The sequence below is a fragment of the Affinundibacterium macrobrachii genome (assembly GCF_014652415.1).
In the GTDB taxonomy this organism is placed as follows: Bacteria; Pseudomonadota; Gammaproteobacteria; order Burkholderiales; family Burkholderiaceae_D; genus Undibacterium; species Undibacterium macrobrachii.
The window spans coordinates 1,201,854-1,228,829 of record NZ_BMYT01000001.1; the positions used below are offsets into that span (position 1 = coordinate 1,201,854).

The window sequence follows — 26,976 nt, forward strand, 5'->3', positions numbered from 1 at the left end:
AAGCCCTCATTTAGAAAATAGTCAGCGTAAAAATATCGAAACAGTATTCTTGGTGTTGTTTAGTTTTACTTCATTTTGCTTCTTTGTCTTCATCAAGCGCTGATTGTATCGTTGATCCTTCCTGCAAAAATACGAATCCAATCAAGTAAGTACCGTCTAGATTGCATTTCTATCCTCGCAAGAACGACACGATCATTTTTGGCTTAACTCAACAACACCAGAATATTATCCCTCTTTTTACGCTGCTTATTTACACCGCTTATTTACAAAAATTGTTTAATCTCTAGCTTTGTGTACATCCTAAAATACGGAGTTGGACAGCTTTGAAACTGTCCCGACAGGCTATTTCTTTAGCGCCTGACTGAGACTCAAATCAAGCGTCACTACTTCCTTAGTTTTGTTCGACCACATCCAGCAATAATCCTGGCTTTGAGTGACTTCAAATTGCTCAGCCGCAGAATCACGTGCTTGATATTTGACGGGTAAGCTCACTTTTTTACCTTCGTGAAAATGGATATTAAAATCCAAAGGCTTCGCACTTTGATATTGCCAATCGATTTTTGTGCCGAGCATGAGTTTGCCGCAGACTTCGAGTATGCCTCCTGCTTTAATCTCACCACGATGTTGAAAACGCCCTTGCTCATCCCATTTTAATTCGACCAAGCTTGCATTTGCCGTAGCCGACAATCCCATGCCTGCAGCAATCACCACGCAGATGGTGGCGAAGCGGACGCTAGCGGGCTTAGAGTTTAAGAATTTAAAGCGCATCATCTTAGTGCTTATGCTCGTGCGCATGTTCAGCTTCCTTACGATTTCCCTTTTCCGCTGCTTTAGCGTTGACTTTTTTCGCCATAGCAAATGGCGTAAAACGCGCTTGTTCAGCTGGTTTACCCGCCATCGTTACTGTCAATGCACCCTTCAAATTCGCGGTTGAAGCATACGTCGCTTTACCGACAAAACGATTTTCCCCTTCTGGTACTAAATCAACCGTGGTCTTTTTGGTTCCCTGCACTAAAGTCAGACTGGCGCTTGCTCCTTTAGTAGAAATACCTTTATTGGCGTGATCAGTGACATACACCGTGACTGGATTTTCTTTGGCGGTTTTGCTGTCTTGTGCCAACACCAATTCAAAGTGATACACACCCGCCATGCGAGTTTGACCGCCATTCGGTGACTTGATCGAATCAAAGTATTTGTCATCATGAGCGTATGCGCTAGTAAGGCTGGCTGCACTAATTGCTACACTGGCTAAAGCTGTAAAAACGAATTTAGAGAATTTCATGCTATTTCCTTTTCTAAAAAATGATCACTTTACTTCAAATTAAAATACTTCTTGCTGTTCTTTATCTTTCGTCGCGGCTAATAAATTCAACAAAGGCTTCTCACCCCAGCGCCAGAACATCAATGGGGTTAACACGGTATCGAGCAAAGTAGAACTGATCAAACCACCAAAGATGACTACTGCCACAGGATGCAAAATCTCTTTACCCGGTGCGTCGGCTGAAATCAACAAAGGTAACAAAGCAAACGCCGCGACTAAAGCAGTCATCAAGACTGGCGTTAAGCGTTCTAGTGAGCCACGAATAATCATCTGTTTGCCAAATTGCTCGCCTTCAAACGCACACAAATTAATATAGTGGCTAATTTTCAAAATACCATTGCGCGTTGAGATACCAGCCAAGGTAATAAAGCCAACCAAAGCAGCCACTGACAAAGTTTGTCCTGCTAACCATAGCGCTATTACAGCACCAACCAAAGCCAGCGGGATATTCCCCATAATCATCATCGTTAAAGCAATCGAACGATAACGGCTATACAGCACCAAGAACATCAAAGACAAAGACACCAGCGACAACAAGGCAATCAAATTCGAGGCTTTTTCTTGTGCTTGAAATTGCCCTTCTAAAGAAGTCGAATAACCAACTGGCAAATTCTTTGCAGCCAATTCTTCACGTATATCTTTGATCACTTCAGTCATATCACGACCATCAGTATTTGCCGACAAGACGATACGACGACGCGAATTTTCGCGATTAATTTGATTTGGGCCATCACTCTCCTCCACCTTGGCGAGTTGCGATAGCGGTACATGACCACGCGGGGTTTCTATCAATAATTGCTGCAAAGCTTGTAGATCGCGGCCGTTTTCTGGTAACCGCAAAAGCATATCGAAGCGCCGATTTCCCTCAATGATTTGAGTGATTTTTTCGCCTTCAATTTGTTGCTGCAAGCTGCGTAATAGCACACCAGGCGCAATACCGTAACGCGCCGCTTGATCATAATCGACATGAATTTTAATCTGCGGAATTAAGACCTGTTTCTCAATTTGCAAATCGGTAATCCCGGGAACGCGGCTCAAACTTTCGCGTAAATCATTGGCGATATTACGCAGTGTGTCGAGATCATCACCAACCACTTTCAAAGCAATCTGCGCACGCACACCAGACAACAAATGATCTAGACGATGCGAAATCGGCTGACCGACATTGCTATTCGCAGGCAAGACTTTGAGACGTTCGCGGATATCCTGAATAATCTCATCACGACTACGTTTAGATTTCTTTAAATCGACATCCATCTCGCTATAGTGCACGCCTTCAGCATGTTCATCCAACTCAGCACGACCGGTTCGGCGCCCGACTTGTGTCACTTCTGGAACTGCTAACATCAATTGCTCAGCCAGACTACCGAGGCGGTTCGATTCTTCCAATGAAGTTCCGGGATTCAATACCAAGTTAACAGTCAAGGTGCCTTCATTAAACGCAGGCAAAAACGCGCGAGGGAAAAATGGCACGGTGATCGCCGCCAAAACCACTGCGACAATTGCCACTGCGAACAAGCTACGTACATGTTGGAAAGACCAATTCAACAGTCGCGTGTCCCACTTTTTCAACCATAGCACGAGCGCACTATCGCCATGACCTAGCTGCTTCATCTTTGGCAATAAGAAGTAGCACAATACTGGCGTTACCGTCATCGCCACTGCCATGCTAGCCAGAATCGAGACTACATAGGCGATCCCAAGTGGTGTGAATAAACTGCCTTCAATCCCCGGCAAAGCAAACAAGGGCACGAACACCAACACCACAATCACAGTCGCATACACAATCCCGCTGCGCACTTCTCCGGAGGCACTGGCAATCACCTGCAAGCTAGGTAAAGGTTGTGCCAGCAAACTATTTTCTTTAAGTCGCCGCAACACGTTTTCCACATCGACCACGGCATCATCGACCAATTCACCAATCGCAATCGCTAATCCGCCCAGCGTCATGGTATTAATCGATAAATCCAAATAGCGGAACACCAAGATAGTCGCCAACAAAGATAAAGGAATCGCCACTAAAGAAATGATCGTGGTACGAATATTCAACAAGAATAGGAACAATAAGATTGCCACCATGATCGCGCCATCACGCAAGGCATCATTCACGTTATCGAGCGAATTCTTAATAAAGTCAGCTTGGCGGAACAAGAATTGCGGTTGCTCTACCCCTTGCGGCAAATTCTTTCCTAATTCGGCGATTGCGCGTTCAACTTCACGAGTCAATTTCACACTGTCTGCGGTTGGTTGTTTTTGCACCGAGAGTATGACCGCTGGTTTGCCTTTATAGCCACCATCACCACGTTTAAAAGCTGGTGCAATTGCCACATCAGCGACTTGTTTCAATAAGATCGCTTGCCCTTGCTTTACCGCTACTACGACATTTTGCAAATCTTCAATACGACTGGTGCGACCGATTTGACGAATCAAATATTCGCGCCCATTTGCCTCTGCAAAACCACCACTGGTATTGGCGCCAAAATCTTTGAGTGCAGCTTCGACTTTATCGAGTTCGATACCCAATGACTGCAGTTGTGCGGGCTTGATCTCAACCCGATACTGACGAACTTCGCCACCAATCGGCGTGACCTGCGCTACGCCCGGAATATTCAATAAACGTGGTCGCATCACCCAATCGGCATATTCACGTACTTGCATCGCGGATGTACTCGCAGCCGCATTGGTTGAATTGGTCTCGGTACTATTGGAATCAGCACTATGAGAATCTGCACTGACAGGCAATGCAATCAACAAGATTTCTCCCATAATAGAAGAAATCGGCCCCATTTGCGGTGTCACGCCAACTGGTAATTGCTCACGCACCAAACTCAAACGTTCTGCGATTTGCTGACGATTACGGTAAATGTCGGTCCCCCAATCAAACTCAACATAGATAATCGATAAACCGACACCCGATACCGAACGGACACGCGTGACGCCGGGCATGCCGTTCATGGTTGATTCAAGCGGAAAACTCACCAGTTGTTCGACTTCTTCCGGTGCCATACCGCCGGCTTCCGTCATCAAAGTCACTGTAGGCTTGTTCAAATCAGGAAAAACATCGACCGGCATTTGACGCATGCTGAGCAAGCCGTAAACGATCAACAAAATTGATGCAGCGAGTACGATCAGCCGTTGGCGTAAGCTGGTGTTAATAATGAATTGGAACATGGGCAGACTTCCTTACTTCACTTGCGCTAACAAACTTGCGCCAGCGGTCACCACGCGTTCATCTTCTTTTAAGCCGGAGACGATAGCGACACGCTCAGCGTCCAGACTATGCGCCACCACTTTACGTTGTACAAAACGTTCCGCTTCCGTATGTACCCATACCGCTGATTCACCGCCTGTCAACTTCATCACAGCGAAATTCGGTACGGCAAATCCTGTTGTTAAGCGCTTGGTTTGAATAATCACTTTTATCGCCTGCCCAACGGCTACTGCGGTCGGTTTGCCTGAGACTCTGAACAGTAAAGGTATTGCTTGCTCACGCATTTGCTGACCGCCCCCGACAAAGTTCAGCGATAAACCGAGTGACGCATTTGCTGACACCGAAGTCTTTTGCTGCTGCCAAGTCGCGGTTGCATTCGCAATGTCTGCGGTCAAAATAGGATCGTAAGCCAAAGCTTCTACCATCAAACGATTCGGATCAATGATTTCAAACAAGGTTTCTTTGGCATCAAATACCTGTCCTGTGACCGCATTCGCCACACTAATGATGCCTGACACTGGCGCGATCAAGGCTTCACTTTTTGACAGACTCGCTTCAACCGCTGCTTTACGTTTTTTCAGCGCTTCATAATCAAAACGTGCCGCTTCCACCGTAGCTTTAGGCAAAGCTTCGGATAATTGTTCATAGCGTTGCACCTTACGTTCGGCAATCGATAATTGTGAATCGATATCCGCCAAAATTGATTGGCTATTACCTCGATCCAAACTACTCATCACCGGACGTAAATACGCTAAGACTTGGCCTTTACTTACACGTTGACCTAGACTAGGCAAACCAGCTGGCCCCGCTTCTAATCGACCTGGCTGACTAGCCTGCACACGACCGCCCGCATTTGGGTCAGCGATAATTTTGCCGTTGAGTTCTATCGTATTCGGTAATTCTGCTTGCTCGGTGAGCAGCGTGCGCAATGCCAGTTGTCTTTGCACAATCTTAGGCACAAACAAACTGCCGTCAGATAAACGCTGCGCCGCTGTCGCATCCAAAAAGCTTGGCTTGGCGTTCGCACTAGCATTAGGTTTTGCAGCAGCTTTGGCCGGCTTTTTACTATGATCTTCATCGCCATGTGCTTGTACTAAGTTAGCGTGAGTCAACAAGAATAGTGCAGAAAAAAACGTCGATAACTTCATGGCGGATTTCAAAATGGATCGTGTTTGCATGACTTACGCTCCCCAAGCAGAACGGTTTTGGCGACGCTTGAACATCAAAATAGCAATGGAAAATATCACAGCTAACAGTAAGCCCAGTACAATCCACCAGCCAGTTTTCGATGTTTCTGGATGATCATGCGCTTGCTCGCTGAGATCAGGGATCTCTAAACTCGCCGTCATCACATCCCCTATTTCACCCGCCTGTACCGAAATCGACAAGGGATATTTACCCACTTTTTCCATCACACCCTTCGCCAACTCGATCACATACACACCCGGTGCAGTCTGTTTAGCGATCGCTTTCAACGAGCCACCGCTCTCAACTTCAATTTGTGCATCGGCGACCAAACTATTGTCGGCAAAACGATCTAAATAAATGATCAAAGAACGGCCTTGCAACACCGCGACCAACTCAAAATCTTCAGTTTGAGCAGTAGCGCGCGGCGCGACCTGCGTCGTAGGTGCGGCGGGAGTGGCATGTTCGTGGTCATCATTACCGTGTGCGATCGCCGTGCTGGCGATTTGCATACTCAGAAAAAAAACAATTAAACAAAAAAAGGATTTCAAAACTCACTCCTTGATAGCGTGAAATCGTCGTCAAACTTGCGCAGAGCAAAACAAACCAAAGCAAAATGACAATCAACAACATCAACCATGTTAAAAATAACCACTATTATCGCTTTCGCATCACGACAGTTAGCTGACTGCAAGATTACAAATCTGTAATCTGCGGGCGCAAAAATGAGACTCTTAAAGTTAGCTAGGGCATTCTGGGGATTAAAGGGGAATTTATTGGAGTGAAGTGGAACTTCGCGGGTAAAATTGGCAAAAAGGGGAAAAATTCTCCAAGCTTTTCTGTTATCGCATCAAAATCACATCAAACATCCAAGTCCTACATGAAAATCCTAATCGTTGAAGATGAACAAAAAACTGGCGATTACCTTAAACAAGGCTTAAGCGAATTCGGCTTTAGCGTTGATCTCGCCCGCAATGGTTTAGATGGATTGCATTTAGCCAAATCAGACGACTATGATTTATTGATACTCGATGTCATGCTGCCGGAGCTAAACGGCTGGCAAGTGTTAGAAACCTTGCGTCGTCAAGGCTTACAAACCCCGGTCTTGTTCTTGACGGCGAAAGACCAAGTCGAAGATCGCGTCAAAGGCTTGGAACTCGGTGCTGATGATTATTTGGTTAAGCCATTTGCATTCTCTGAATTAGTCGCACGCGTCCGAACTCTACTTAGACGCGGAAAAAATCAAATTGAATCCGCCACTTTGCGCGTAGCTGATCTTGAATTAGATCGTCTCAAACATCGGGTCACAAGAAATGGACAAAGAATAGAATTAACCGCCAAAGAATTTTCATTACTCGAATTATTCATGCGCCGACAGGGCGAAGTGCTGACCCGCTCACTGATCGCCTCCCAAGTTTGGGATATGAATTTTGATAGCGATACCAATGTGATTGAAGTGGCAGTTCGCCGCTTACGTAGCAAAATCGATGACGCTTTTGAACCGAAGTTAATTCACACACTACGCGGCATGGGCTATGTGATGGAAGTGAAAGAAATATAATGCAGCAACTCTCACTGACAGCGCGTTTAACGCTATTTTTCACCAGCCTATCGTGTATCGTTTTGCTCAGCTTGGGCTGGTTGATTGGTGCGTCCATCGATGCGCACTTCAAAGAGCAAGATCACCATGCGCTAAGCGGAAAATTAGAACTTGCACAGCACATCATTGAACGTGTGAATAGCGAGCAAGAAGTACGCAATCTAGCAGATCAGCTCAGTGATGCCTTAGTCGGGCATCATGATTTAGCGATCACCATTTTAGATAAACAAGGCCAAGTAATCTTGGCATCAGAGACGGTTAAATTTCCCGCTGAATATTTACAACGAGCACGAAGCCAAACCAGCCCCACCCTATTTTCTTGGGATGCCAATGGCGATCACTATCGCGGCTTGGTCAGTGTTTTTACTACCAAAGATCCGCAATATGCACCCATCACCGTGGCGATTGCAACCGACATTGCGCACCACCAAGAATTCATGGCGAGCTTTCGTAAGACTTTGTGGCTGTTTGTCTTTGTAGCTGCTGCACTGACGAGTGTGTTAGCGTGGTTTGCTGCCAGCCGAGGCTTACGTCCATTGCGCATCATGCGAGAACGCGCAGCCAAAGTGACCGCCAATAAATTAGATCAACGCTTACCATTAGAGTCAGTGCCGCCAGAATTAGCCGACTTGGCACAGAGCTTAAATCAAATGCTAGCAAGACTAGAAGAAGCGTTTCAACGTTTATCTGATTTTTCTTCCGATCTTGCACATGAGTTACGCACGCCTATCAGCAATTTAATGACGCAAACCCAAGTGTCTTTATCGCAAGCGCGCGATGCACAAAGTTATCGCGAAATCTTAGAATCAAATGCCGAAGAATACAGCCGTCTGGCGCGCATGATTGCGGATATGTTATTTCTTGCCAAAGCAGAAAATGGCCTAAGTCTCGCCAATGTAGAAGCGGTCGATATCGTGCGCGAACTGCGCGATTTATTTGAATTTTATGAGGCACTAGCGGACGAAAAAACGATTCGCTTTGATCTACAAATTGAGCAATCAAATGCCGCCAGCTGGGTGATACGCGGTGATCGTTTGATGTTAAGACGAGCACTCAGCAATATCTTATCTAATGCCCTACGCTACACATCAGAAGGTAACAGTATCCAAGTGCATCTACAGCAACAAACCTCGTGTATCGAGCTGAAGATTTGCAACCCCGGCAGCACCATTCCTGCACACCATCTGAGTCGTCTCTTTGAACGTTTTTACCGCGTCGACCATGCGCGCCAACATGCCGATGGCGAGGGTTCTGGCTTAGGTTTAGCGATCGTGAAGGCGATTATCGATGGGCATCGTGGACAAATCAGCGCAAGCTCGGAAAATCAACTAACTTGTTTTACCATTCATCTTCCGCAGCAAAATTAAGCATCGCCAAACCAAGCAGATCTAAAATAAAAAAAGCGCCTTGTGCATTGATACACAAGGCGCTTTTTTGTCTCAACGGGATTTATTTTTTAGTGTCATAAAATCGGTTTTACTGACTAAGACGTTTCGCCAATTCATATAAAAACCGTTGACCTTCATACAGCGATTTCACCGGTAAACGTTCATTCAAGCCATGCGCGTTCGAGCCCTCGGGGTAATGGAAAATGCCGCTCACGCCATAAGTCCAAATTCCCGCATTATTCAAGAAGCGACCGTCAGTGCCACCCGGCGACATGGTCGGTACTACAGGAACACCTGGCCACATTTGTTGCGTTAAATCAGTCACGGCTTTCATCAATTCAGGATGTAAGGGCTGTGCAGGCGATGCTGTGGCAGTACCGACTGGCGTCACTTTTATCGCACTGTCCGCCAATACCGATTGGATGCTGGCTTGCGTCTGCTCGACGGTTTCACCGGGCAGAATACGACAATTCACATTGGCCTGCGCACGCTGCGGCAATGCATTGGTGGCGTGCCCTGCATTCACCATGGTCGCCACGCAGGTGGTACGCAAACTGGCGTTATAAAACGGCGTGGTCGCACTTAAACGTGCCAAGGCTTCTGCGTCGACTGGCTCACGCAAGATGGCCTTCATATCCGCGGCCAATTGCCCGCTCTCTATATTCGACATGGTTTCAAAAAAACCACGTGTGGTTGGCGTCAAGCGGAAAGGGAAATCATATTTACCCAAACGCGATAAGGCATCTGATAATTGATAAATCGCATTGTCTTTGCGTGGCACCGAGCTGTGTCCTCCAGTATTCGTCACCTCTAAACTAAAACTTTGAAATATCTTTTCGCCTGCTTGTATGCCGTGACGCACTGGTTTGCCATTTTTATCTAAGCTACCACCACCGCCTTCATTCAAAGCAAGTTCTGCATCGATTAATGCGCGATGGTTCTTTAATAAATATTCGACACCATTAAATTCTGCTGGGACTAACTCTTCATCGCAGGTCAAGGCCATGATGATATCGCGCTTGGTTTTCAATTTTTCCTGTTTATAACGCATCATATTGGCAATGAAAATTGCTGCCATTGGCTTATCGTCAGACGAGCCACGCGCGTAAAAGAAACCATCTTCTTCTATCAATTTAAATGGATCGCGCAACCAATCTTCACGTTTCGCTTCGACCACGTCGATATGCGCCAGCAGTAACAAAGGCTTTTGTGTTGCACCAGCAGATGCCTTATAACGCGCGACTAAATTGCCTTTCTTGGGTGCGCCGGGTGGCACAATGATCTGCATATCGGTATCAGCAAAGCCAGCCTTTTTCAAATGTGCCGCCATCGCCTTTGAGGCCGCAGTGCAACTGCCCACTGAGTTGGTGGTATTTATCTCAACCAATTCTTGATAAATCGCGCGCAGTTGATTTTGTTCTGGACTGAGGTTCTTTACAGCATTCTGTGCGTGGGCTTGCGCACTGAAGCCAGCGGCAACGCTACTTATTGCAATAGCGATGATGGCACGGCTTATTTTGCTACGAGATATCGACATAGTGAGTTCCTAAATTAGCCTACAAATAAGTCTCGAAAAAAAGACATGTACCGAATGATAGATGCCATGGAGGTGCTACAAACAAGTATGGACTAGAGCTGCACGCCAGAGTTCCCAACTCACAAAAAAAGACGCAAATCCATCGAAGCTAGCGGTTTAAATGAGCAATCGACTATTCTCAAGCTACTTCAACCAACACATCAATTGCAAACCTTAGAAAAACATTTAGAAAGAAATTTAGATACAAGTCTAAGAAGAAAACCACACTGTAACAATCAAGCCCTGCCCCGCTGCCTCACCCAGTTCAAGTTGCGCATCATGGCTGTGAACTATACTCTTGACGATCGACAAGCCCAAGCCACTTCCTGATGCGCTCGCGCCGGGCAAACGGAAGAATCGTTCAAATACCTTTTCACGCATCTCGACTGGAATCCCTGGACCCGTATCTTGAATGCGTAAGAAGGCGCGGCCATCGACACTTCCACAAGATAATGCAATCTGACCACCAGCAGGTGTGTAGCGCACGGCATTATCGAATAAATTACGCACCATAATCGCCAGCGTATCGGGATTTATTAAGCAAGAAGCAGCTTGCAGCTCGCTGGTAAAAGCTAACTGTTTTTTCCCTGCGATAGCGGTAAATTCAGCGACTTGCTTGGCTAAAAATGCTTGCAAATCTCCCGTCTGTAATGCAGGATCACGCGCTGCTTGTGGGTCGAGTTTAGATAAGGTCATTAACTGCCCAACTAAACGGGTTGCACGATCAACGCTAATCAACAGACCCGCAGCTGCTTCGTCACGTTCATGATCATTGCGAGCGCGTTGGATGACCTGCAAGTTTGCTTTAATCGCCGCTAATGGCGTACGCAATTCATGCGAAGCATTTGCGGTGAATCGTTGCTCTTGCTCCATCGCGTGACTAACCCGTTCAAACAAGTGATTCAAAGCAGTAAGTAAAGAGTGCAATTCAATCGGCGCTCCGGCCAAATCGACTTTTTCTAAATCATTGGGCGTACGTTGACTAACTTGATCAGCCGAGTGTTGTAGCGCACGGAATAAGCGATTAATCATCCACCAGATCGCACCCGCCATCAAGGGTAACACCAGTAACGCAAATACCAGTAATTTGTAAGCAAAACGGCCGCTAATATCTTTACGATGACTAATTGGTTCAGCGATCTGAATTTGCAAACGATGCGGCGCATTCCAAATCGAATAAGTACGCCAAGGCTGCCCATGCAATTGCGTCCAACCGAAACCACTGTTGGTATCGGTGGTCAAGGGCGTTTCTGGCGCCGCATTATTACGATAAAGTAGCCGCTTTTGCGTATCCCAGATTTGCAGCAACAAATACTGGCTATGCTTTTCCACATTTGACTCTGTCAAGGTATCAGCAGTCGAAGCTAAACGTTCCTCGGCTTCATGATCGGCAAGCGTCAACAGTAGATGCGCAGTCTCGGCTAAGGATTGATCAAATAATTCTTGGCTTTCTTGATCGGCCTCGATGTAAACGACGATGCCACTAAAGCCCCAAATTGATACGGTAATCGCTAACACAATTGCCAAGATCGAACGACGCAGCGACCAGCCCTCGCCTTCTTTCTTCGCCAAATTTTTCAACTCGATTTTACTTAAATTCATATCTGCTTCTCTTACTGTGCCGATTACCCTAATCGGTATCTCTCAACATTATTCTTTATCGATCACGTAACCAACCGCATGCAAAGTGCGTATCAATTCCTTACCAAGTTTCTTACGTAAATGATGAATATGTACTTGTATCGTATTACTTTCGATTTCATCACCCCAGCTATAAAGTGCTTGTTCCAGCTGATCTTTGGTGATGATTTGTCCTAAATGTTCAAACAGAATTTGTAAGATATTAAATTCCCGCGTCGTCAAATTAATCGACTCACCATGCAATTTAACTTGTCTTGCGGCGGTATCAATTTCGACACCACGATGGGTTAAGATCTCTCGACTACGCCCAACCAAGCGCCGACGAACCGAACGGATGCGGGCAGCTAGTTCATCTAAGTCATACGGCTTGACGATGAAATCATCAGCGCCGCTATCCAAACCCATAATACGATCAGGAATCTGATCTCTCGCCGTCAATATTAAAATCGATTGCTCAAAACCCGCTGCTCGCAATTTTTTCAATAAAGACATGCCATCTTGGCGCGGCAAACCTAGATCCAGTAACAAACATTGATACTGATGGAGTTTGATAGATATTTCTGCATCTTCTGCCGACTGTACCCAATCCACTGCATAGCCCAACTGATCCAAACCTAACTGCGTAGCGCGTCCTAATTGCGGATCATCTTCTACCAACAAAATACGCATATACCTCCTCAGTTTTGTTTTTACTGTGCCGATTGATTATTCGCAAATATAAGCCTAACTTGTTAAGGAGTTCTTAAGAACCGCTAACTACAATGGCTTCACTTTCCCCTTATTGACACTCTTTGAGACCACTCGAGACTATTATGCTTACTTTCATCCATCAAGAAAAACAATTTAGCAAGCTTATCCTGCTCAGCGTAATTGGCCTGAGTAGTATTGTGTCGACGAGCAATGCACAAACAAATTCCCAAATTCATATCAGCCAACAACAAATTGCGCGTTCTGGCATCAAAATTGAAGCTGCCACGGTTGCTAGCGATGGTGCATTGTCGGCCAATGCCAATCTATCGGATAAAGGCTTACGCTTGTCTGGCACCGTAGTCGCAGCCACCTCGGCAACGCAATTACTCAGCGCCGTCGTCAGTGGTGTGATTCAAAGCATACACGTCAATCCCTTACAAGAAGTGAAAGCAGGTACTCCGATCGCGACTATCTTTAGTCAACAATTAATGGAAATGCAAAGAGAATACTTGCAGTTCGCGACGCAAGCGCAACTTGCACAAGACAAAGTAAATCGTGACGAAAACTTGTTCAAAGAAGGAATCGTGTCGCAAAGCCGCGTGCAAGAAAGCCGAGCACTAGCCATACAATCCGAAGTTGCGGCGAGTGAACGTCGACAAAGCTTAAAAGCGGCTGGATTAAGCGATAACGCCTTGAAGCAATTACTTAAAACCAGAAGCTTAGTCGCTAACACGGCTATTTATGCCAAATCAAAAGGGACAGTATTAGATCTGCAAGCCCAACTTGGACAAAGAGTCGAAGCGGGAATGCCGATCGCCAAGCTCAGTGGCGATGCGCCGTTCTGGATAGAACTTCAAGCATCGAAAACACAAGCTGCACAAATACGCATTGGTGATCTCTTGCAAATAAAAGACTGTGGCAATGCCAAAGTCATGGCGATCTCGCCACAAATTGAAGCAGGCAATCAAAGCATCACAGTTCGCGCACAAGAAATTATCCAAGCTAAGCAAGCGTCATGCTTACGTTTAAACCAATTTGTCGAAGTCAGTCATATCGGTCATCAAGTCGTCAAAAATAGCTATGGTGTGCCTGCGAATGCTTTAGTGCGTAATGGCAAACACCAATACGTATTTGTAAAAAATAATCATGGCTTTGAAGCGATTGAAGTCAATGTCGTGACAGGTTCGCCCGATAAAATTTGGGTGACTGGCAATTTTGCGAGTAATCCACAAATCGCCACCCAAGGCTTGGTAGTTTTAAAAGGCGCATGGATGGGATTGGGCACAGAAGGCGAGGATGCTCCACCACCAGCCGCTACTAATGCAGCTGCTAATGCCGCTGCTGCCAAGGCACCCGCTAAAGACGCAAACAAAGAAACAAATCAAAAACTAACGACAACCAGTGAGAAGAAATAATGTTAGCTCGCCTAATCGCCTTTTCACTAGCGCAACGATTACTGGTATTGGTCATTACCATCGTATTGATTGCTGCTGGTTTTCAAGCATTTCATAACCTACCGATTGATGCGTTTCCTGACGTCTCCAGCACGCAAGTAAAACTCATCATGAAGGCGCCCGGTATGACGCCGGAAGAAGTTGAGACCCGCATCGTCGCGCCAATTGAGCAAGAATTACTCGGCATTCCACATCAAGTTATTTTGCGCTCGCAATCAAAGTATGCGCTAGCGGATATCACTTTAGATTTTGAAGATGGAACCGATGTCTATTGGGCGCGCCAACAAGTCAATGAACGCTTAAACGGGGTTTTAAAAGATTTACCCGCTTCGGTGAGTGGCGGTCTCGCACCGATCACCACACCGCTCGGTGAAATTTTTATGTTCACCATTGAAGGCCCTTTATCTTTAATGGAAAAGCGTACTTTGCTTGAATGGACGATACGCCCTCAACTACGTAACATCCCCGGTGTTGCCGACGTAAATACGCTCGGCGGCTTAGTCAAGAGTTTCGAGGTCATTCCTGATCCGGTTGCTTTGGCCGCGCGCAAAGTATCTCTACAACAATTACAAGATGCACTCGAAAGCAATAATCGCAATGATGGTGCAGGCCGTTTGAATAGCGGTGAAGAATCACTATTGGTGCGCAGCGATGGCAGTATCCGCAGCATAGAAGATGTGCGCGCGATTTCGATCGATCAACAAGATGGGGTCGCGATAAAAATCGGTGACGTCGCCACGGTAAAGATAGGTCAATTGACGCGCTATGGTAGTGTGACCAAAGATGGCAAAAACGAAGCGGTTCAAGGCCTGATCTTAGGAATGCGTGGAGCAAATGCGCAAAAGGTGGTTGAACAAGTTAACCAACGTCTCAAGTTGATTGAAAAAACTCTGCCACAAGGGATTACGATCAAACCCTTCTACGATCGTGGCAACTTGGTTGAACGCGCTGTGAATACCGTTACTAAGGCGCTTGCTGAAGCGACGATTCTGGTCGTCATTCTGCTGTATTTATTCTTAGGTAATGTTCGTTCCGCTCTAGTGGTCGCTTGTATCTTACCGCTGGCGGCGCTTGGTACATTCTTATTGATGCGCCAATTTGGCTTGAGTGCCAACCTAATGTCCTTGGGCGGACTCGCGATTGCGATTGGTATGTTGGTCGATGCGGCGGTAGTAGTGGTTGAAAATATCGAAGCCCATAGCGCAGACAAGGAACGTCCTAACTTTTCCAAACTACATATTATTTATCGTGCTGTACGCGAAGTCGCAGTGCCAGTGACCGCAGGGATGGTTGTCATCATGATCGTGTTCTTGCCACTGTTATCACTGCAAGGTTTAGAAGGCAAATTATTTGCGCCTGTCGCTATGACGATTACCTTTGCAATCGCAGCGTCTTTAATTTTGTCGCTAACAGTGATTCCGGTTTTAGCTTCTTTTATGATGGGACAAGCACATCATGAAACGCCGTGGTTAGTGCGCAAATTAGAAACTGCGTATAAAAAATTATTGACGCAAGCACTCAATAATGCCAAGAAAGTGATGCTGGTATCGGTGCTGGTGTTGATCGTCACCGCAGCGCTATTTCCTTTCATCGGTAAATCCTTCATGCCTAGCTTGGATGAAGGCGACATCATTATGCAGATCGAAAAGCTGCCTTCCGTGAATTTGGATGAATCGACCAAGTTAGATATGGCAATTCAAAAACGTATCTTGGAAACCGTACCCGATGTGCTGAATGTGATTGCACGCGTTGGCTCGGACGAACTCGGCCTTGACCCTATGGGCTTAAATGAAACCGATACCTTCTTGGTGCTCAAACCACATGACCAATGGAAGAGCAAGAGTAAAGAAGCCTTAATCGATCAGTTACGCACAGTCACCGCCGAATTCCCCGGTGTCAATTTCAGCTTCACGCAGCCTATCGAAATGCGTACCTCGGAAATGTTATCGGGTGTACGTGGTGATCTAGCGATCAAAATCTATGGCAGCAATAATCAAACATTGGCGCAACTTGCAGAAAGCATAGTCAAAACTGTCGAAGGGATTCAAGGTAGTGAGGATGTGTTGACGATCAAAAATAGTGGTGTGCAATATCTGCAAGTCGACATCAATCAAGAAGCCGCTGGCCGACTTGGTTTAAGCGTTGACCAAATCCAACAGGATCTACGCACCATGGTAGAAGGACGTCAATCTGGCATCGTGATTGAGGATGGTCGTCGCATTCCTTTATTGCTACGCGGTAGCGCTTATTTGCAGATGTCAGCTGATCTATTTCAACAAATCCGCTTACCGATCGCGGATGGTAGCTCAATCGCTTTGAGCCAAATCGCTGAATTAAAGATGGTGGATGGCCCAGTCAAAATCGAACGCGAAAATTCATCGCGCATGGTGGTAGTACGTGCCAATGTGCGTGGTCGCGATCTGGTCGGTTTCGTTGATGAAGCAAAAGCTAAAGTAGCAGCACAAATCAAGCTGCCAGAAGGATATCGCTTATCTTGGGGTGGCCAATTTGAAAATCAGCAACGCGCCGCGGCACGTCTAGGCATCGTTGTGCCAATCGCATTATCTTTGATTTTCTTCTTGCTATTCGCCACGCTTGGTACGGTTCGCCAATCAGTATTAGTGTTTGTGAACATTCCGTTTGCGATGTTGGGCGGTGTGATTGCTTTAGCGATCACTGGAGAATATTTATCCGTGCCGGCATCGGTTGGCTTTATCGCCTTGATGGGGATTGCGGTTCTGAATGGTCTGGTAATGATCACCTATTTTAATCAACTGGTTGCGCGTGGCGTGGCGATTGGTGAAGTGGTCTCAGAGGGAGCCTTGCGCCGCTTCCGTCCAGTGATGATGACAGCAAGCATTACCGCGTTTGGTTTAATTCCTTTGCTGTTTGCAACTGGTCCTGGTTCAGAAATTCAACGACCGCTAGCGATTGTGGTCATTGGTGGTTTATTATCGGCAACGAGTTTGACTTTGATTTTGTTACCGATTTTATTTCAACGATTTGGAGTCGCCAAAACGGAAACCACCTCGACACAATTAGCGACAAATACTAACGCAAACTCGAATACCGACACTGTCTCAAATTCAGGTAACCAGCATGACTAACACGACTTCACAGCACGCGATGAACAACAAATTTGACAGTATGTTGACACTGGCGATTCCGCTAGCGCTAACCGAAGAAATCTGCGATTTCCTTCTGCTTAATCCGCAATGGGCTAGCGGCTTTTCTATCGTCGATGCACAAGGCATGGGACAAGGCGCGGCATTACAGACCGCCATTGAAAAAGTACAAGGCCGCAGCAAACGCAAACTGATTATGGTGGTTGGTGAACAAGCGCAATTATTCGAATTGGTGGCGGCACTTGGGCAGAAAATTAAGAACCCAGATGTGGCGTATTGGGTCACACCAGTTCACCGTTTCGGGAGATTTTGATGTTCAATCTTAAGCATACCAAGCGTACTTATTACACTAGGCACATAAAGCGCACGCTGCTTAGCGCCTACTTAGTCGCCGCAGGACTTGTTGCCCAACCTGTGTTTGCCAATAATGATCCTTTATCGATTCTGCCGCCAGAAACCTTGGTTAGAAAAAGTTTCTCCAATATTCCGCAACTTCGCGCTGGCAATATGGGAATCAATCTAGCGGGCAATCAAAAATCACGCCTTGAAGCTGGTCATTATGAATGGACCGCCCGAGCAGGCCTAAGTCGCCGAACCGATTTAAACGGTGGGCGGTATCGTGAACAAGAATTTGCACTCGAACGACCTGTGCGTTGGTTTGGTAAAGCAGATAAAGATCGTGCCATTGGTGACAAAGGTATTGAACTAGCAAAAGCCAGTTACGCGGATCAATGGCATGAAACCAGCCGTGCATTGCTGAAGGATTGGTTTGAAGTATTACGTGAAGACTTCACTCTAAAACAATTACGTCAGCAACTCGAGATCACGGAGCAATTGAGCGCGATCGCAGCAAAACGCGTCAAGGCCGGCGATGCCGCCCACTTCGAACAACTCTTCGCCGAAACCGAATTACAGCGGGTACGTGCATTGTTACAACAAACAGAGCAAAGATTTGAGTTAGCAACGCAAGCGTTACAAGCAAACTATCCAGGCCTACCACTACCAAGCGCTGGCAGTTTGCCACAACCGCTGAGCGTAGACTCACAAGACCCGAAGGCGAGCGAGCATTGGCTCGATAAAATATTAGAGGACAATCACGAACTCGAATTAGCACAAGCAGAAGCCGACTATATGGGACTGCAAGCCGCCAGAGTCGATCAAGATAAAATGCCAGATCCGACTTTGGGAATACGCTCCAGTCGCGAACGTGATGGTCAAGAGCGCGTGGTCGGTTTTAGTATTTCTATGCCCTTCCCCGGCGCAGCACGCAGCAGTGAAAGAAGTGCAGCACTGACAAAGGCGCAGATCGCCAATGAGAAATTACAGCAAGTACAAACCAAGGTAAAACTCATGGCAAGACAAGCGATTACAGACAGCCAACGCACCTTTACCACGTGGAAGACCTTGGACAGCTTGCGTCAACAAAGTATGCAACAAGCGAATCTAATGCAAACCGCCTACCGATTGGGTGAAGTCGGCATTACAGAAGCACTGAATACGAGAAAGATGGCACTGGATTCGGCAATCGCAGCCGACACAGCACAAATCGACGCACTCTCAGCCTATGCGAGACTACATCTCGACGCGCATCTGATTTGGGCTTTGGATTAAATCATTTTTAGATTCAATGCATTGTCAGACTCAATGCATTTTCAGGTGAAATGATTCGATTTAGTTTTTATTGACTAAGTAAATAAATCAAAACGCTCCAAGAATGAGACTACATTCTTGGAGCGTTTTATTTTGTAGAACTACGATGCAAAGGGATCATCAAACATCCAACAACAAGCGATCACTTTGCAACAAAGCCATCAAGCGTATCAAGCATTTGCTGTATTTAAAGCTGTTTGTGCAGATTGCATAATCTCTTTACGGAATTGGAAGTGCATCCACACCAAAGATACGCAAACTGTGCCATACAAAAGCATGAAACAAGAACTACGTACACCGGTCAAATCAACCATTGCGCCAAACATGATCGGCAACACGAAACCACCAAGACCACCAGCGAGGCCAACCACACCAGACACTGCGCCAATATTATGCGTGTATTCATCAGAGATAAATTTAAACACCGATGCTTTGCCAACCGCCATAGCGATCCCAACTACAAATAATAAGCTCGTAAAAATCACTGGCGTTAAGGCGATATTAAATACTTGTGGGCCAGTCACTGTTTTGATTGTAAATTCAGTCTGCGGATAAGATAACAAGAAAAACGATACCCAACATACCCACATCACCCACCAAGTCACTTTGTACGCACCATATTTATCGGATAACCATCCACCAAAAGCACGCAATACGCCACCTGGTAAAGAGAAGCACGCAGCCAACAATGCAGCGTCTTTCATATCGAAATCATACTCAGTGACATAGTATTTCACCATCCACAAACTCAAGCCTACATAGCCACCAAATACCACAGAATAGTACTGGCAATAGCGCCACACTTTGGGGTCTTTCAGCATCTTCAATTGCGCTGTAAAACTCACACTCGACTTCACATTATGACTGGGGTCGGTCGCAGAGAATACCCAAAAAATTAAAGCTGCTGCCAACATCAATACCGCATACACTTTCGGCACCATCACCCAGCCAGCCGAAGCAATGATCGCGGGTGCAATAAATTTATTCACCGCTGCACCAGAATTGCCCGCGCCAAAAATCCCCATCGCCAAACCTTGACGATCTTTTTTGAACCAACGCGCAACATACGGCGTACCCACCGAGAACGAGCCACCAGCCAAACCAACAAACAAACCGAGCACCAAGAAGTGCCAATAGGCGGTAGCGTAACTAATCAAATAAATAGGGATGACGGTACTAATCATCAACATAAATAAGACGATACGACCACCAAAACGATCAGTCCAAATTCCCAGTGGAACGCGAATCAAAGAACCCGTTAAGACCGGCATCGCGGTCAACAGTCCAAACTGCGTTTCATTTAAACCCAAAGATTTTTTGATTGGAATGCCGATCACGCCGAACATCATCCAAATCGTAAAACAAATAGTAAAAGCCAAGGTACTGGCACCGAGTACCGAATTGGCTTTTCCTGAACTATTTACCTGCGTAGTCATTATTTACTCCCTTAACTTTTTTCAGTACTGTCAGCTTAGGGGAGTTTTACACTTTGATAAATTCGCCTGAAGTAGGCAAAGGACTAGGCTAATCAGGCTAGGGATACGCCAAAAGAACTAGACTCGCTTTGGGAGCATGGCTTAAGAGTGTTAAACTGTCGCCTGCGAAACATCTCATCATAAGAAAATCACAATGAATCAAAACCTCAGTATCGACGAATACAATGCACTAGAAGAAATCACCAAATTACCAAAAGGTGCGCGTCCTAGTGCTTGTATCTCACGCAATTCAAAGCGTTTAATCGGTATCAAATTAATTGCACATCGCCGCGATGGTAGTTTTGAACTGACCGAAAATGGTCGCCAGATTTTGTTTATCAAACAATGTATTAATGGCTTGCGCGCTATCGCAGAAAATCCAGACTTTGAGTTAAGTGCACCAGTGGCGACTTTTTTAGGAAAGAAAGCCCACATCGAAATCGATGCAGGCAGCGGCAAGCACCGTATCACTGCACGCGGCTTAGAATGTTTGGCGGATATTGAAGCGACGATACAAACAAGCGCGACAAAAGGATTAGGCAAAAAGTCTTAAGCGCTTATTGCTGCAAACGACGAGGGCGGCGTGCGCTGATAAAGTAGGCTGCTAACAATGCTAAGCCAGCAAGCAAAGCCATAGTCGCATCACCAAAGCGAATGTAAGGCGTGAGTCCTTGCATGCCCTGCACCTGTCCCGCCAAGCTGCCCAGAGTCAATGTCGGCAATTGTGCGATGATCTCGCCGCGTTCATTAATGATCGCAGTAGCGCCCGTGTTGGTCGAACGTAGCATCGGCCTGCCCGTTTCCAAACTACGCATTTGAGAAATCTGTAAATGCTGCGGAATCGCAATCGAATCACCATACCAAGCCAAGTTCGACACATTCAATAATATCGTTGCCGCGCCTTGCGCTGTCTGTGCCTGCGCTCGCAATTGCAAAGCGATTTCATCGCCAAACAAATCCTCATAACAAATATTCGGCATCACGCGTTGATCTTTGACTCGCTGATTGGCTTGTAACACGCCTGGACTCGCGAACTCACCAAGCGGAATTTGCATCATATTCACAAACCAACGGAATCCATAAGGTACAAACTCACCAAATGGGACTAAGTGATGTTTATCGTAACGATACACTTGAGTATCATGCGCCGAATATCCCAATACGCTATTGGAGTAACGATTATTCCCATCATCAGTCGCGACTCCGACAAACAAATTGCTGCCTGATTCACTCGCATATGTTTGTAATTGCGGCAAATAATCTGGAGGTAACTGCGAAGTCAAAATCGGTAAAGCAGTTTCTGGTACCGCGATTAAATCCGCGGGCTTCTCAGTGATCATGCTGCGATATAAGCTCAAAGTGCTATCGATGAAATCAGCATCAAATTTAACGCCTTGATCAATATTGCCTTGCGCTAAACGAACGCTTAAAGGTTTTCCATGCGGACTAGTCCATGCAATATTTTGCAAACCAAAACCAAGACCAAACACGACTAACAACAAAGCCAAACCAGCAGTACGTTTGCGTCTTGAGGCTTTCAACACAAACAAACTGACACAAGCTGCGATCAAACAAACGATCCCACTCAGACCATAAACACCCAGCACTGGCGCGAAACCCGCCAACGGACTAGCAACTTGTGCATAGCCTAAAGACAACCACGGAAAACCTGTCATCAAATAGCCACGCAAGTATTCAAATAGCGCCCACAATGCAGGAATCACCAATAATAGTAAGACCGAATTCGGGATAGACCAACGACGCCGTAAGCTACGCGCAAACAACAAAGTCAACGTCGGAAAAAGCGCCATATAACTAGCCAAAAAGGCGAGCGCAATGATTGCCAAAATCCAAGGCATGCCGCCATAGCGCGTCATCGCAATTAAGAGCCAACTGACACCGCTAAACATCATGCCAAAAGCGTAGCTAAAGCTGACGACAAATAACTGCTTCTTATTCCACTCAGGATGAAGCAGCACAATAGAGAACAGCAGTGCAAGCGTAACAAACTGCAAAGGCCAAACAAAAAAAGGCGCGAATGATAAAACATTCATGCCTCCTAATAGCAATGCCACGAGACTAGCTCGTGGCACTGAAAGTTTTTGCAACCAAGTATTAACAGCGAACATGCCGATCTATTCTTCCGAACTATAGTTAGCGCTGCGCTTTTCAACCAAAATAATTTGCACCTGACGCGCATCTGCACGTAAGACTTCAAAATGTAATTGGCCGATATTAAACTCGTCCCCTTTGTGCGGAACACGTTGTAAATGATTAGTAATAAAGCCGCCAATCGTATCCGCGTCAGCATCGGTAAATTCGGTACCGATCACTTCATTGAATTGCTCAATTTCAGTCAAGCCTTTTACGCGCCAGCGTTTACCATTGCCTTGATTTTCCAAGACGATGATATTGTCTTCTTCCTCATCGAAATCGTACTCATCTTCGATATCGCCGACAATTTGCTCCAGCACATCTTCAATCGTAATCAAACCGGCGACCGCTCCATACTCATCGACCACCATCGCCATATGATTACGGTTAGCACGGAAATCACGCAATAAAATATTCAAGCGCTTGGATTCGGGAATATACACAACCGGACGCAACATCTTGTGTACGTCAAAACTCTCTTCAGCGTAATAACGCAACAAATCTTTCGCTAACAGAATGCCGACAACTTTATCGCGATCACCATCCACCGCAGGGAAACGCGAGTGTGCGGTTTCTAGCACTTCTGGCATCCATTCAGCGATGGGTTTAGAGATATCGACCACATCCATTTGCGAACGCGGCACCATGACATCACGGGCAGATAAATCAGAGACTTGGAAAACCCCTTCGATCATTGCCAAGGCATCGGCATCAATCAAATTACGTTCTTGCGCGTCGTGCAGAACTTCTAACAGCTCTTCACGGTTTTCGGGTTCAGGAGAAATTAAGGCGGTCAATCGTTCAAACAATGACCTATGTGGTTTAAGGTCAGCTGATCTGACCTTACTAGAGTGCTCTTGCATAATGGGCTTAACGCCGTTGTTTCAATCCTACAGGATACAACATCTGCGCGGTTTTCCCAAATTTTGCGACAAGTTTATGCGCTAAATTAACTGAACTTGGCGTGCGAAGAAGACAAAATTACCTAACTCGACACATGTAAATATAGAACGCAGGTGGCCTTAAGAATGCAAATCAGGCGCAACACAAAGACTAATAAGCCTGAACAAATCAAAGTAAATTCAACTACTTAGCCTCAGCACTTCGCCTAAAATAGATGATTCGTCTCAAACAATGAAAAGCCCAATAATGCCTAAGCGCGTTTTTATAGAGAAGGCAAATCGACTAAGAAAATGATGAACACCGTTTTATATTATTCAGTCGCGAATTTGATTTGTTTTGCGCTTTTTGCCTGGGATAAGTGGGCAGCACGAACGCAACAACGCAGAATTGCCGAATTCAACCTGCATCTAAGCTGCCTACTTGGCGGTGCAGCCGGAGCTTTAATTGCCCAACAATTACTCAGGCACAAAACCAAAAAATTCTTATTTACACTGATCATTTACTTGAGCATCGCGCTCCATAGCTTATTGATCATCGCCATCAGCAACGAGCCTAGCCTTCTTCACTACGCTCTCAGCTAATATAAAACATTAAAAAGAACTTCTAGTAACGCAACACGGTGTAAGTTGGCAGCGCATTTTTATTCAAATGCACGACAATTAAACGATCGTACTCATCGTCGGCAACCGTCTTTGCGTTTTGTATTCCCAATCCTTGTAGGATATCAAGCAAGGTATTCGAATGCCCTACTACCAAGGTATTTACCTCTGTCGAAGCTAATTTTTTTCCAAAAACACGTGATTCCTTGGCGGCGTATTGGCTGAGGCTGAGTTGTGCGCTTTGTGCCAATGGTGAAGCAGTCATTTGTGTGCGTTGAAACTCGGTCACATAAATACGCTTCACTTCTGCATCACGCAAGATATTGGCTAAATTCAATGCCCTTTGCTTGCCCTGCGCACTCAATTCAGGATCGCGACTCTCATCGACTTTCTCGCCATGTCGCACCATAAAAATTGTTTGAAACGACCACGCTTGGGTGCTCAACAAACTCAAAACAAGCCACATAGCCCAATATGTTTTTTTCATGCTCATGTCCTGTATCTAAAATTTCCACTCATTCAAACGCTTCAACTTGACCATACTATGACGACTCTTATTCCTTAAACTCCCACTTCTTCCAATTTGCCAACACCGCATTTGGATATTCTGCACGCCCACGACTACCGTTATATCGCCCTAATGCCAAAAACAAATTGCCACCTTCCATGTCGATATACATTCGAAGAATAGAACAACCATAGCGCAAATTTGTTTGCATTTGAAACAGTTTTTTAGGATCACCATCACCAATCACGCGCGACCAAAATGGCATCACTTGCATATATCCACGAGCACCAACAATCGAAACCGCATATTTCTTAAATCCAGACTCGACTTGCATTAGACCCAACACCAAGCCGGTATCCAAACCGGCTCGCTTTGATTCGTACCACACCGTTTCTAAAAATTCGATACGCGTCTGCTTATCTGGCATACGACGTTTTAAGCGATCCGACATCTCACCCAACCAGTGCAAGTATTTAATGCGATCTTCAATTCGCTCGAATGTCGGTTTGGGCGGATTGGGATCTGCCACCAGTTTTGCCAAAGCCAATCTGACAGAATCTGCAATCGCTTCCTCTTTCTGATTTCCTGCAATGGCAACTTGGCTCAAGCCAAACAGCAGAACAAAAAAACAAACGCGAGTTTGTTTCTTGAATAAACAAACTCGCGTTCTCACTACTTTCAACAAATTCATGCGCAACTTACTTCGTCTGCAGTTTAGTCGTGAGGAAATTGAGCATCTCAGTCACTGCAACATTGCTTGCCTCTGCATCACGACGACCTTTGTATTCTAAATTGCCTTCTTTCAAACCACGATCTCCAATAACAACACGGTGCGGTACGCCGATCAATTCCCAATCCGCAAACATCGAACCTGGACGCAAATCACGGTCATCCAACAACACATCAACGCCAGCAGCTAATAAATCAGCGTAGAGTTTTTCTGCTTGCTCTTTAACTGCTGGACTCTTTTCCATACCCATAGGGCAAATCACAACTTCGAACGGCGCAATCGCTGTTGGCCAGATGATGCCTTTGTCGTCAAAGTTTTGTTCGATTGCAGCACCCAAGATACGGGTAATGCCAATACCATAGCAACCCATTTGCAAAGTCTGTGGTTTGCCATTTTCATCGAGGAAAGTCGCTTTCATCGCTTCGGAATAGCTAGTACCCAATTGGAACACGTGACCAACTTCGATACCACGCTGAATCGCCAACACACCTTTGCCATCTGGTGACGGATCACCGGCAACCACATTGCGTAAATCAGCGACCATAGGTTCAGGCAAATCACGGCCCCAGTTTGCGCCAGTGAAGTGGAAATCTTCCTCATTCGCGCCACAGACAAAATCGCCCATCATCGCCACCGTGCGATCCGCCACTATTTTCACTGGCAATTTGGTATTTACAGGGCCAAGATAACCTGGCTTAGTGCCGAAGTGTTCGACGATTTCTTCTTCGGTCGCAAAACGATAGTTCGCCAAACCTGGTACTTTGCTGGCTTTGATTTCATTCAATTCATGATCACCGCGTAACAATAACAACCAGACTTGTTTTGTAACTTTATCTTTCTCTTCGGTTTCTACAGTCAAGACAATCGACTTGACCGTGTTTTGCAAAGGAATATTCAATAATTCGGCAACGTCTTCACACTTAGCTTTGCCTGGGGTTGCCGTTTTTATTAAAGCTTGTGTTGCTACTGGGCGCTCGCTATATAAAGACAAGGCTTCCGCTGCTTCCATATTTGCCGCGTAATCGGACGTTGGGCAATACACCAAAGCATCCTCACCAGTTTCGGCAATCACGTGAAACTCATGCGAACCAGTTCCGCCAATCGCACCGTTGTCAGCAGCGACTGCACGGAACTGCAAACCAAAGCGATTAAAGATGCGGATATAGGCGTCATACATGGTTTGATAAGATTTTTTCAAACCATCCAAATCTCGGTCAAAAGAATAAGCGTCTTTCATCGTAAACTCACGACCACGCATCAAACCGAAGCGTGGGCGGCGTTCATCTCGGAATTTAGTTTGTATGTGGTAGAAGTTAATCGGTAACTGGCGATATGACTTCAACTCTGAGCGCACGACGTCGGTAATCACTTCTTCTGAGGTCGGCTGAATCGCAAATTCACGCCCATGACGATCTTTGACACGCATGAGTTCAGGGCCCATCTTGTCCCAACGGCCGGTCTCCTGCCACAACTCAGCTGGTTGTACCACAGGCATCAACATTTCAATCGCACCAGAACGATCCATCTCTTCTCGCACAATTTTTTCCACTTTACGAATCACGCGCAAACCCATGGGCATGTAGTTATAAATCCCGGAGCCGAGACGTTTAATCATCCCAGCGCGCATCATTAATTTGTGGCTGACGATTTCAGCATCAGCAGGAGCATCTTTTAAAGTAGAAATAAAAAACCGTGTGGCACGCATGAATTGTTTCTTTTCAATAATTGAGGTTTAGGAATAGCATCAAACTAGGATCAAACTAAAC

General features: G+C 45.9%; 22 protein-coding genes. 8 read left to right on the plus strand and 14 right to left on the minus strand.

All coding sequences use genetic code 11. The annotated features are described in order from the left end of the window. Positions 1 to 342: 342 nt before the first annotated feature. From IE103_RS05320 to IE103_RS05340, 5 genes are read right to left on the minus strand one after another with little or no spacing between them, the layout of a single operon-like run. A complete protein-coding gene (locus IE103_RS05320; protein WP_189344911.1) occupies positions 343 to 795 on the minus strand; it encodes a hypothetical protein in 453 nt (150 codons plus the stop codon). Further along, positions 773 to 1,282, minus strand: coding sequence for a hypothetical protein (locus IE103_RS05325; RefSeq protein WP_189344912.1), 510 nt, complete (start codon positions 1,280 to 1,282; stop codon positions 773 to 775). The genes IE103_RS05320 and IE103_RS05325 overlap by 23 nt, the downstream gene beginning before the upstream one ends. A 39-nt stretch (positions 1,283 to 1,321) precedes the next feature. Beyond that, positions 1,322 to 4,492 carry an efflux RND transporter permease subunit gene (locus IE103_RS05330; RefSeq protein WP_189344913.1) on the minus strand — a complete coding sequence of 1,057 codons (3,171 nt, stop codon included), beginning with the start codon at positions 4,490 to 4,492 and terminating at the stop codon, positions 1,322 to 1,324. Between the two features lie 12 nt (positions 4,493 to 4,504). Next, entirely contained in the window at positions 4,505 to 5,710 is a 1,206-nt protein-coding gene (locus tag IE103_RS05335; RefSeq protein ID WP_229827082.1) for an efflux RND transporter periplasmic adaptor subunit, read from the minus strand. Between the two features lie 3 nt (positions 5,711 to 5,713). After that, complete coding sequence (locus IE103_RS05340) at positions 5,714 to 6,268, minus strand: hypothetical protein (RefSeq protein WP_189344914.1); 555 nt, start codon at positions 6,266 to 6,268, stop codon at positions 5,714 to 5,716. Positions 6,269 to 6,597: 329 nt separating this feature from the next. Between IE103_RS05340 and IE103_RS05345 the strand changes: the two genes are divergently transcribed. Both IE103_RS05345 and IE103_RS05350 read left to right on the plus strand, forming a co-directional pair. Continuing rightward, on the plus strand, positions 6,598 to 7,278 hold the full coding sequence (locus IE103_RS05345) for a heavy metal response regulator transcription factor (RefSeq protein WP_189344915.1): 681 nt from the start codon (positions 6,598 to 6,600) through the stop codon (positions 7,276 to 7,278). Then, a complete protein-coding gene (locus IE103_RS05350) occupies positions 7,278 to 8,684 on the plus strand; it encodes a heavy metal sensor histidine kinase (RefSeq protein ID WP_189344916.1) in 1,407 nt (468 codons plus the stop codon). Before IE103_RS05345 ends, IE103_RS05350 begins: the two co-directional genes overlap by 1 nt. 109 nt (positions 8,685 to 8,793) lie before the next feature. On the opposite strand, the gene IE103_RS05355 is transcribed toward IE103_RS05350, so the two are convergent. The 3 genes from IE103_RS05355 to IE103_RS05365 all read right to left on the minus strand — a co-directional run bounded on the left by IE103_RS05355 (position 8,794) and on the right by IE103_RS05365 (position 12,591). Next, positions 8,794 to 10,242 carry a M20/M25/M40 family metallo-hydrolase gene (locus IE103_RS05355; protein WP_189344917.1) on the minus strand — a complete coding sequence of 483 codons (1,449 nt, stop codon included), beginning with the start codon at positions 10,240 to 10,242 and terminating at the stop codon, positions 8,794 to 8,796. A 249-nt stretch (positions 10,243 to 10,491) separates the two neighbouring features. Continuing rightward, positions 10,492 to 11,883 carry an ATP-binding protein gene (locus IE103_RS05360; protein WP_189344918.1) on the minus strand — a complete coding sequence of 464 codons (1,392 nt, stop codon included), beginning with the start codon at positions 11,881 to 11,883 and terminating at the stop codon, positions 10,492 to 10,494. Between the two features lie 48 nt (positions 11,884 to 11,931). Continuing rightward, on the minus strand, positions 11,932 to 12,591 hold the full coding sequence (locus tag IE103_RS05365; RefSeq protein ID WP_189344919.1) for a response regulator: 660 nt from the start codon (positions 12,589 to 12,591) through the stop codon (positions 11,932 to 11,934). A gap of 143 nt (positions 12,592 to 12,734) precedes the next feature. Between IE103_RS05365 and IE103_RS05370 the strand changes: the two genes are divergently transcribed. Genes IE103_RS05370 through IE103_RS05385 form a run of 4 tightly spaced genes read left to right on the plus strand, consistent with a single transcriptional unit; the run spans position 12,735 to position 18,802 of the window. Next, positions 12,735 to 14,027 (plus strand): efflux RND transporter periplasmic adaptor subunit, encoded by a 1,293-nt coding sequence (locus IE103_RS05370; protein ID WP_189344920.1) that lies wholly within the window; start codon positions 12,735 to 12,737, stop codon positions 14,025 to 14,027. Continuing rightward, positions 14,027 to 17,173: an efflux RND transporter permease subunit gene (locus tag IE103_RS05375; RefSeq protein WP_189344921.1), complete on the plus strand. Its 3,147-nt coding sequence runs from the start codon at positions 14,027 to 14,029 to the stop codon at positions 17,171 to 17,173. The genes IE103_RS05370 and IE103_RS05375 overlap by 1 nt, the downstream gene beginning before the upstream one ends. Continuing rightward, positions 17,166 to 17,504: a DUF3240 family protein gene (locus IE103_RS05380; RefSeq protein WP_229827083.1), complete on the plus strand. Its 339-nt coding sequence runs from the start codon at positions 17,166 to 17,168 to the stop codon at positions 17,502 to 17,504. Before IE103_RS05375 ends, IE103_RS05380 begins: the two co-directional genes overlap by 8 nt. Further along, positions 17,504 to 18,802, plus strand: a complete 1,299-nt coding sequence (locus IE103_RS05385; RefSeq protein WP_189344922.1) for a TolC family protein — start codon at positions 17,504 to 17,506, stop codon at positions 18,800 to 18,802. Before IE103_RS05380 ends, IE103_RS05385 begins: the two co-directional genes overlap by 1 nt. 209 nt (positions 18,803 to 19,011) lie before the next feature. On the opposite strand, the gene IE103_RS05390 is transcribed toward IE103_RS05385, so the two are convergent. Then, positions 19,012 to 20,277 carry an MFS transporter gene (locus tag IE103_RS05390; RefSeq protein WP_189344923.1) on the minus strand — a complete coding sequence of 422 codons (1,266 nt, stop codon included), beginning with the start codon at positions 20,275 to 20,277 and terminating at the stop codon, positions 19,012 to 19,014. Between the two features lie 193 nt (positions 20,278 to 20,470). Between IE103_RS05390 and IE103_RS05395 the strand changes: the two genes are divergently transcribed. Continuing rightward, the gene (locus tag IE103_RS05395) at positions 20,471 to 20,869 is read left to right on the plus strand and encodes a hypothetical protein (protein WP_189344924.1); all 399 of its coding nucleotides are present in this window, start codon (positions 20,471 to 20,473) and stop codon (positions 20,867 to 20,869) included. Between the two features lie 4 nt (positions 20,870 to 20,873). On the opposite strand, the gene lnt is transcribed toward IE103_RS05395, so the two are convergent. Continuing rightward, positions 20,874 to 22,370: an apolipoprotein N-acyltransferase gene (gene lnt / locus IE103_RS05400; protein WP_229827084.1), complete on the minus strand. Its 1,497-nt coding sequence runs from the start codon at positions 22,368 to 22,370 to the stop codon at positions 20,874 to 20,876. An 81-nt stretch (positions 22,371 to 22,451) separates the two neighbouring features. After that, positions 22,452 to 23,333: an HlyC/CorC family transporter gene (locus tag IE103_RS05405; protein WP_189344926.1), complete on the minus strand. Its 882-nt coding sequence runs from the start codon at positions 23,331 to 23,333 to the stop codon at positions 22,452 to 22,454. Between the two features lie 333 nt (positions 23,334 to 23,666). Here IE103_RS05405 and IE103_RS18635 point away from each other — a divergent pair, with 333 nt between their 5' ends. Further along, positions 23,667 to 23,954, plus strand: a complete 288-nt coding sequence (locus tag IE103_RS18635; protein WP_373295229.1) for a DUF1294 domain-containing protein — start codon at positions 23,667 to 23,669, stop codon at positions 23,952 to 23,954. A 22-nt stretch (positions 23,955 to 23,976) separates the two neighbouring features. Here IE103_RS18635 and IE103_RS05415 read toward each other — a convergent pair whose 3' ends face one another. The 3 genes from IE103_RS05415 to IE103_RS05425 form a co-directional block, all read right to left on the minus strand. Continuing rightward, positions 23,977 to 24,459, minus strand: a complete 483-nt coding sequence (locus IE103_RS05415; RefSeq protein WP_189344928.1) for a histidine phosphatase family protein — start codon at positions 24,457 to 24,459, stop codon at positions 23,977 to 23,979. Between the two features lie 67 nt (positions 24,460 to 24,526). Further along, positions 24,527 to 25,087 carry a lytic transglycosylase domain-containing protein gene (locus tag IE103_RS05420; RefSeq protein ID WP_229827085.1) on the minus strand — a complete coding sequence of 187 codons (561 nt, stop codon included), beginning with the start codon at positions 25,085 to 25,087 and terminating at the stop codon, positions 24,527 to 24,529. 91 nt (positions 25,088 to 25,178) lie between these two features. Beyond that, positions 25,179 to 26,915, minus strand: a complete 1,737-nt coding sequence (locus IE103_RS05425) for a proline--tRNA ligase (protein WP_189344930.1) — start codon at positions 26,913 to 26,915, stop codon at positions 25,179 to 25,181. Positions 26,916 to 26,976: the final 61 nt, after the last annotated feature.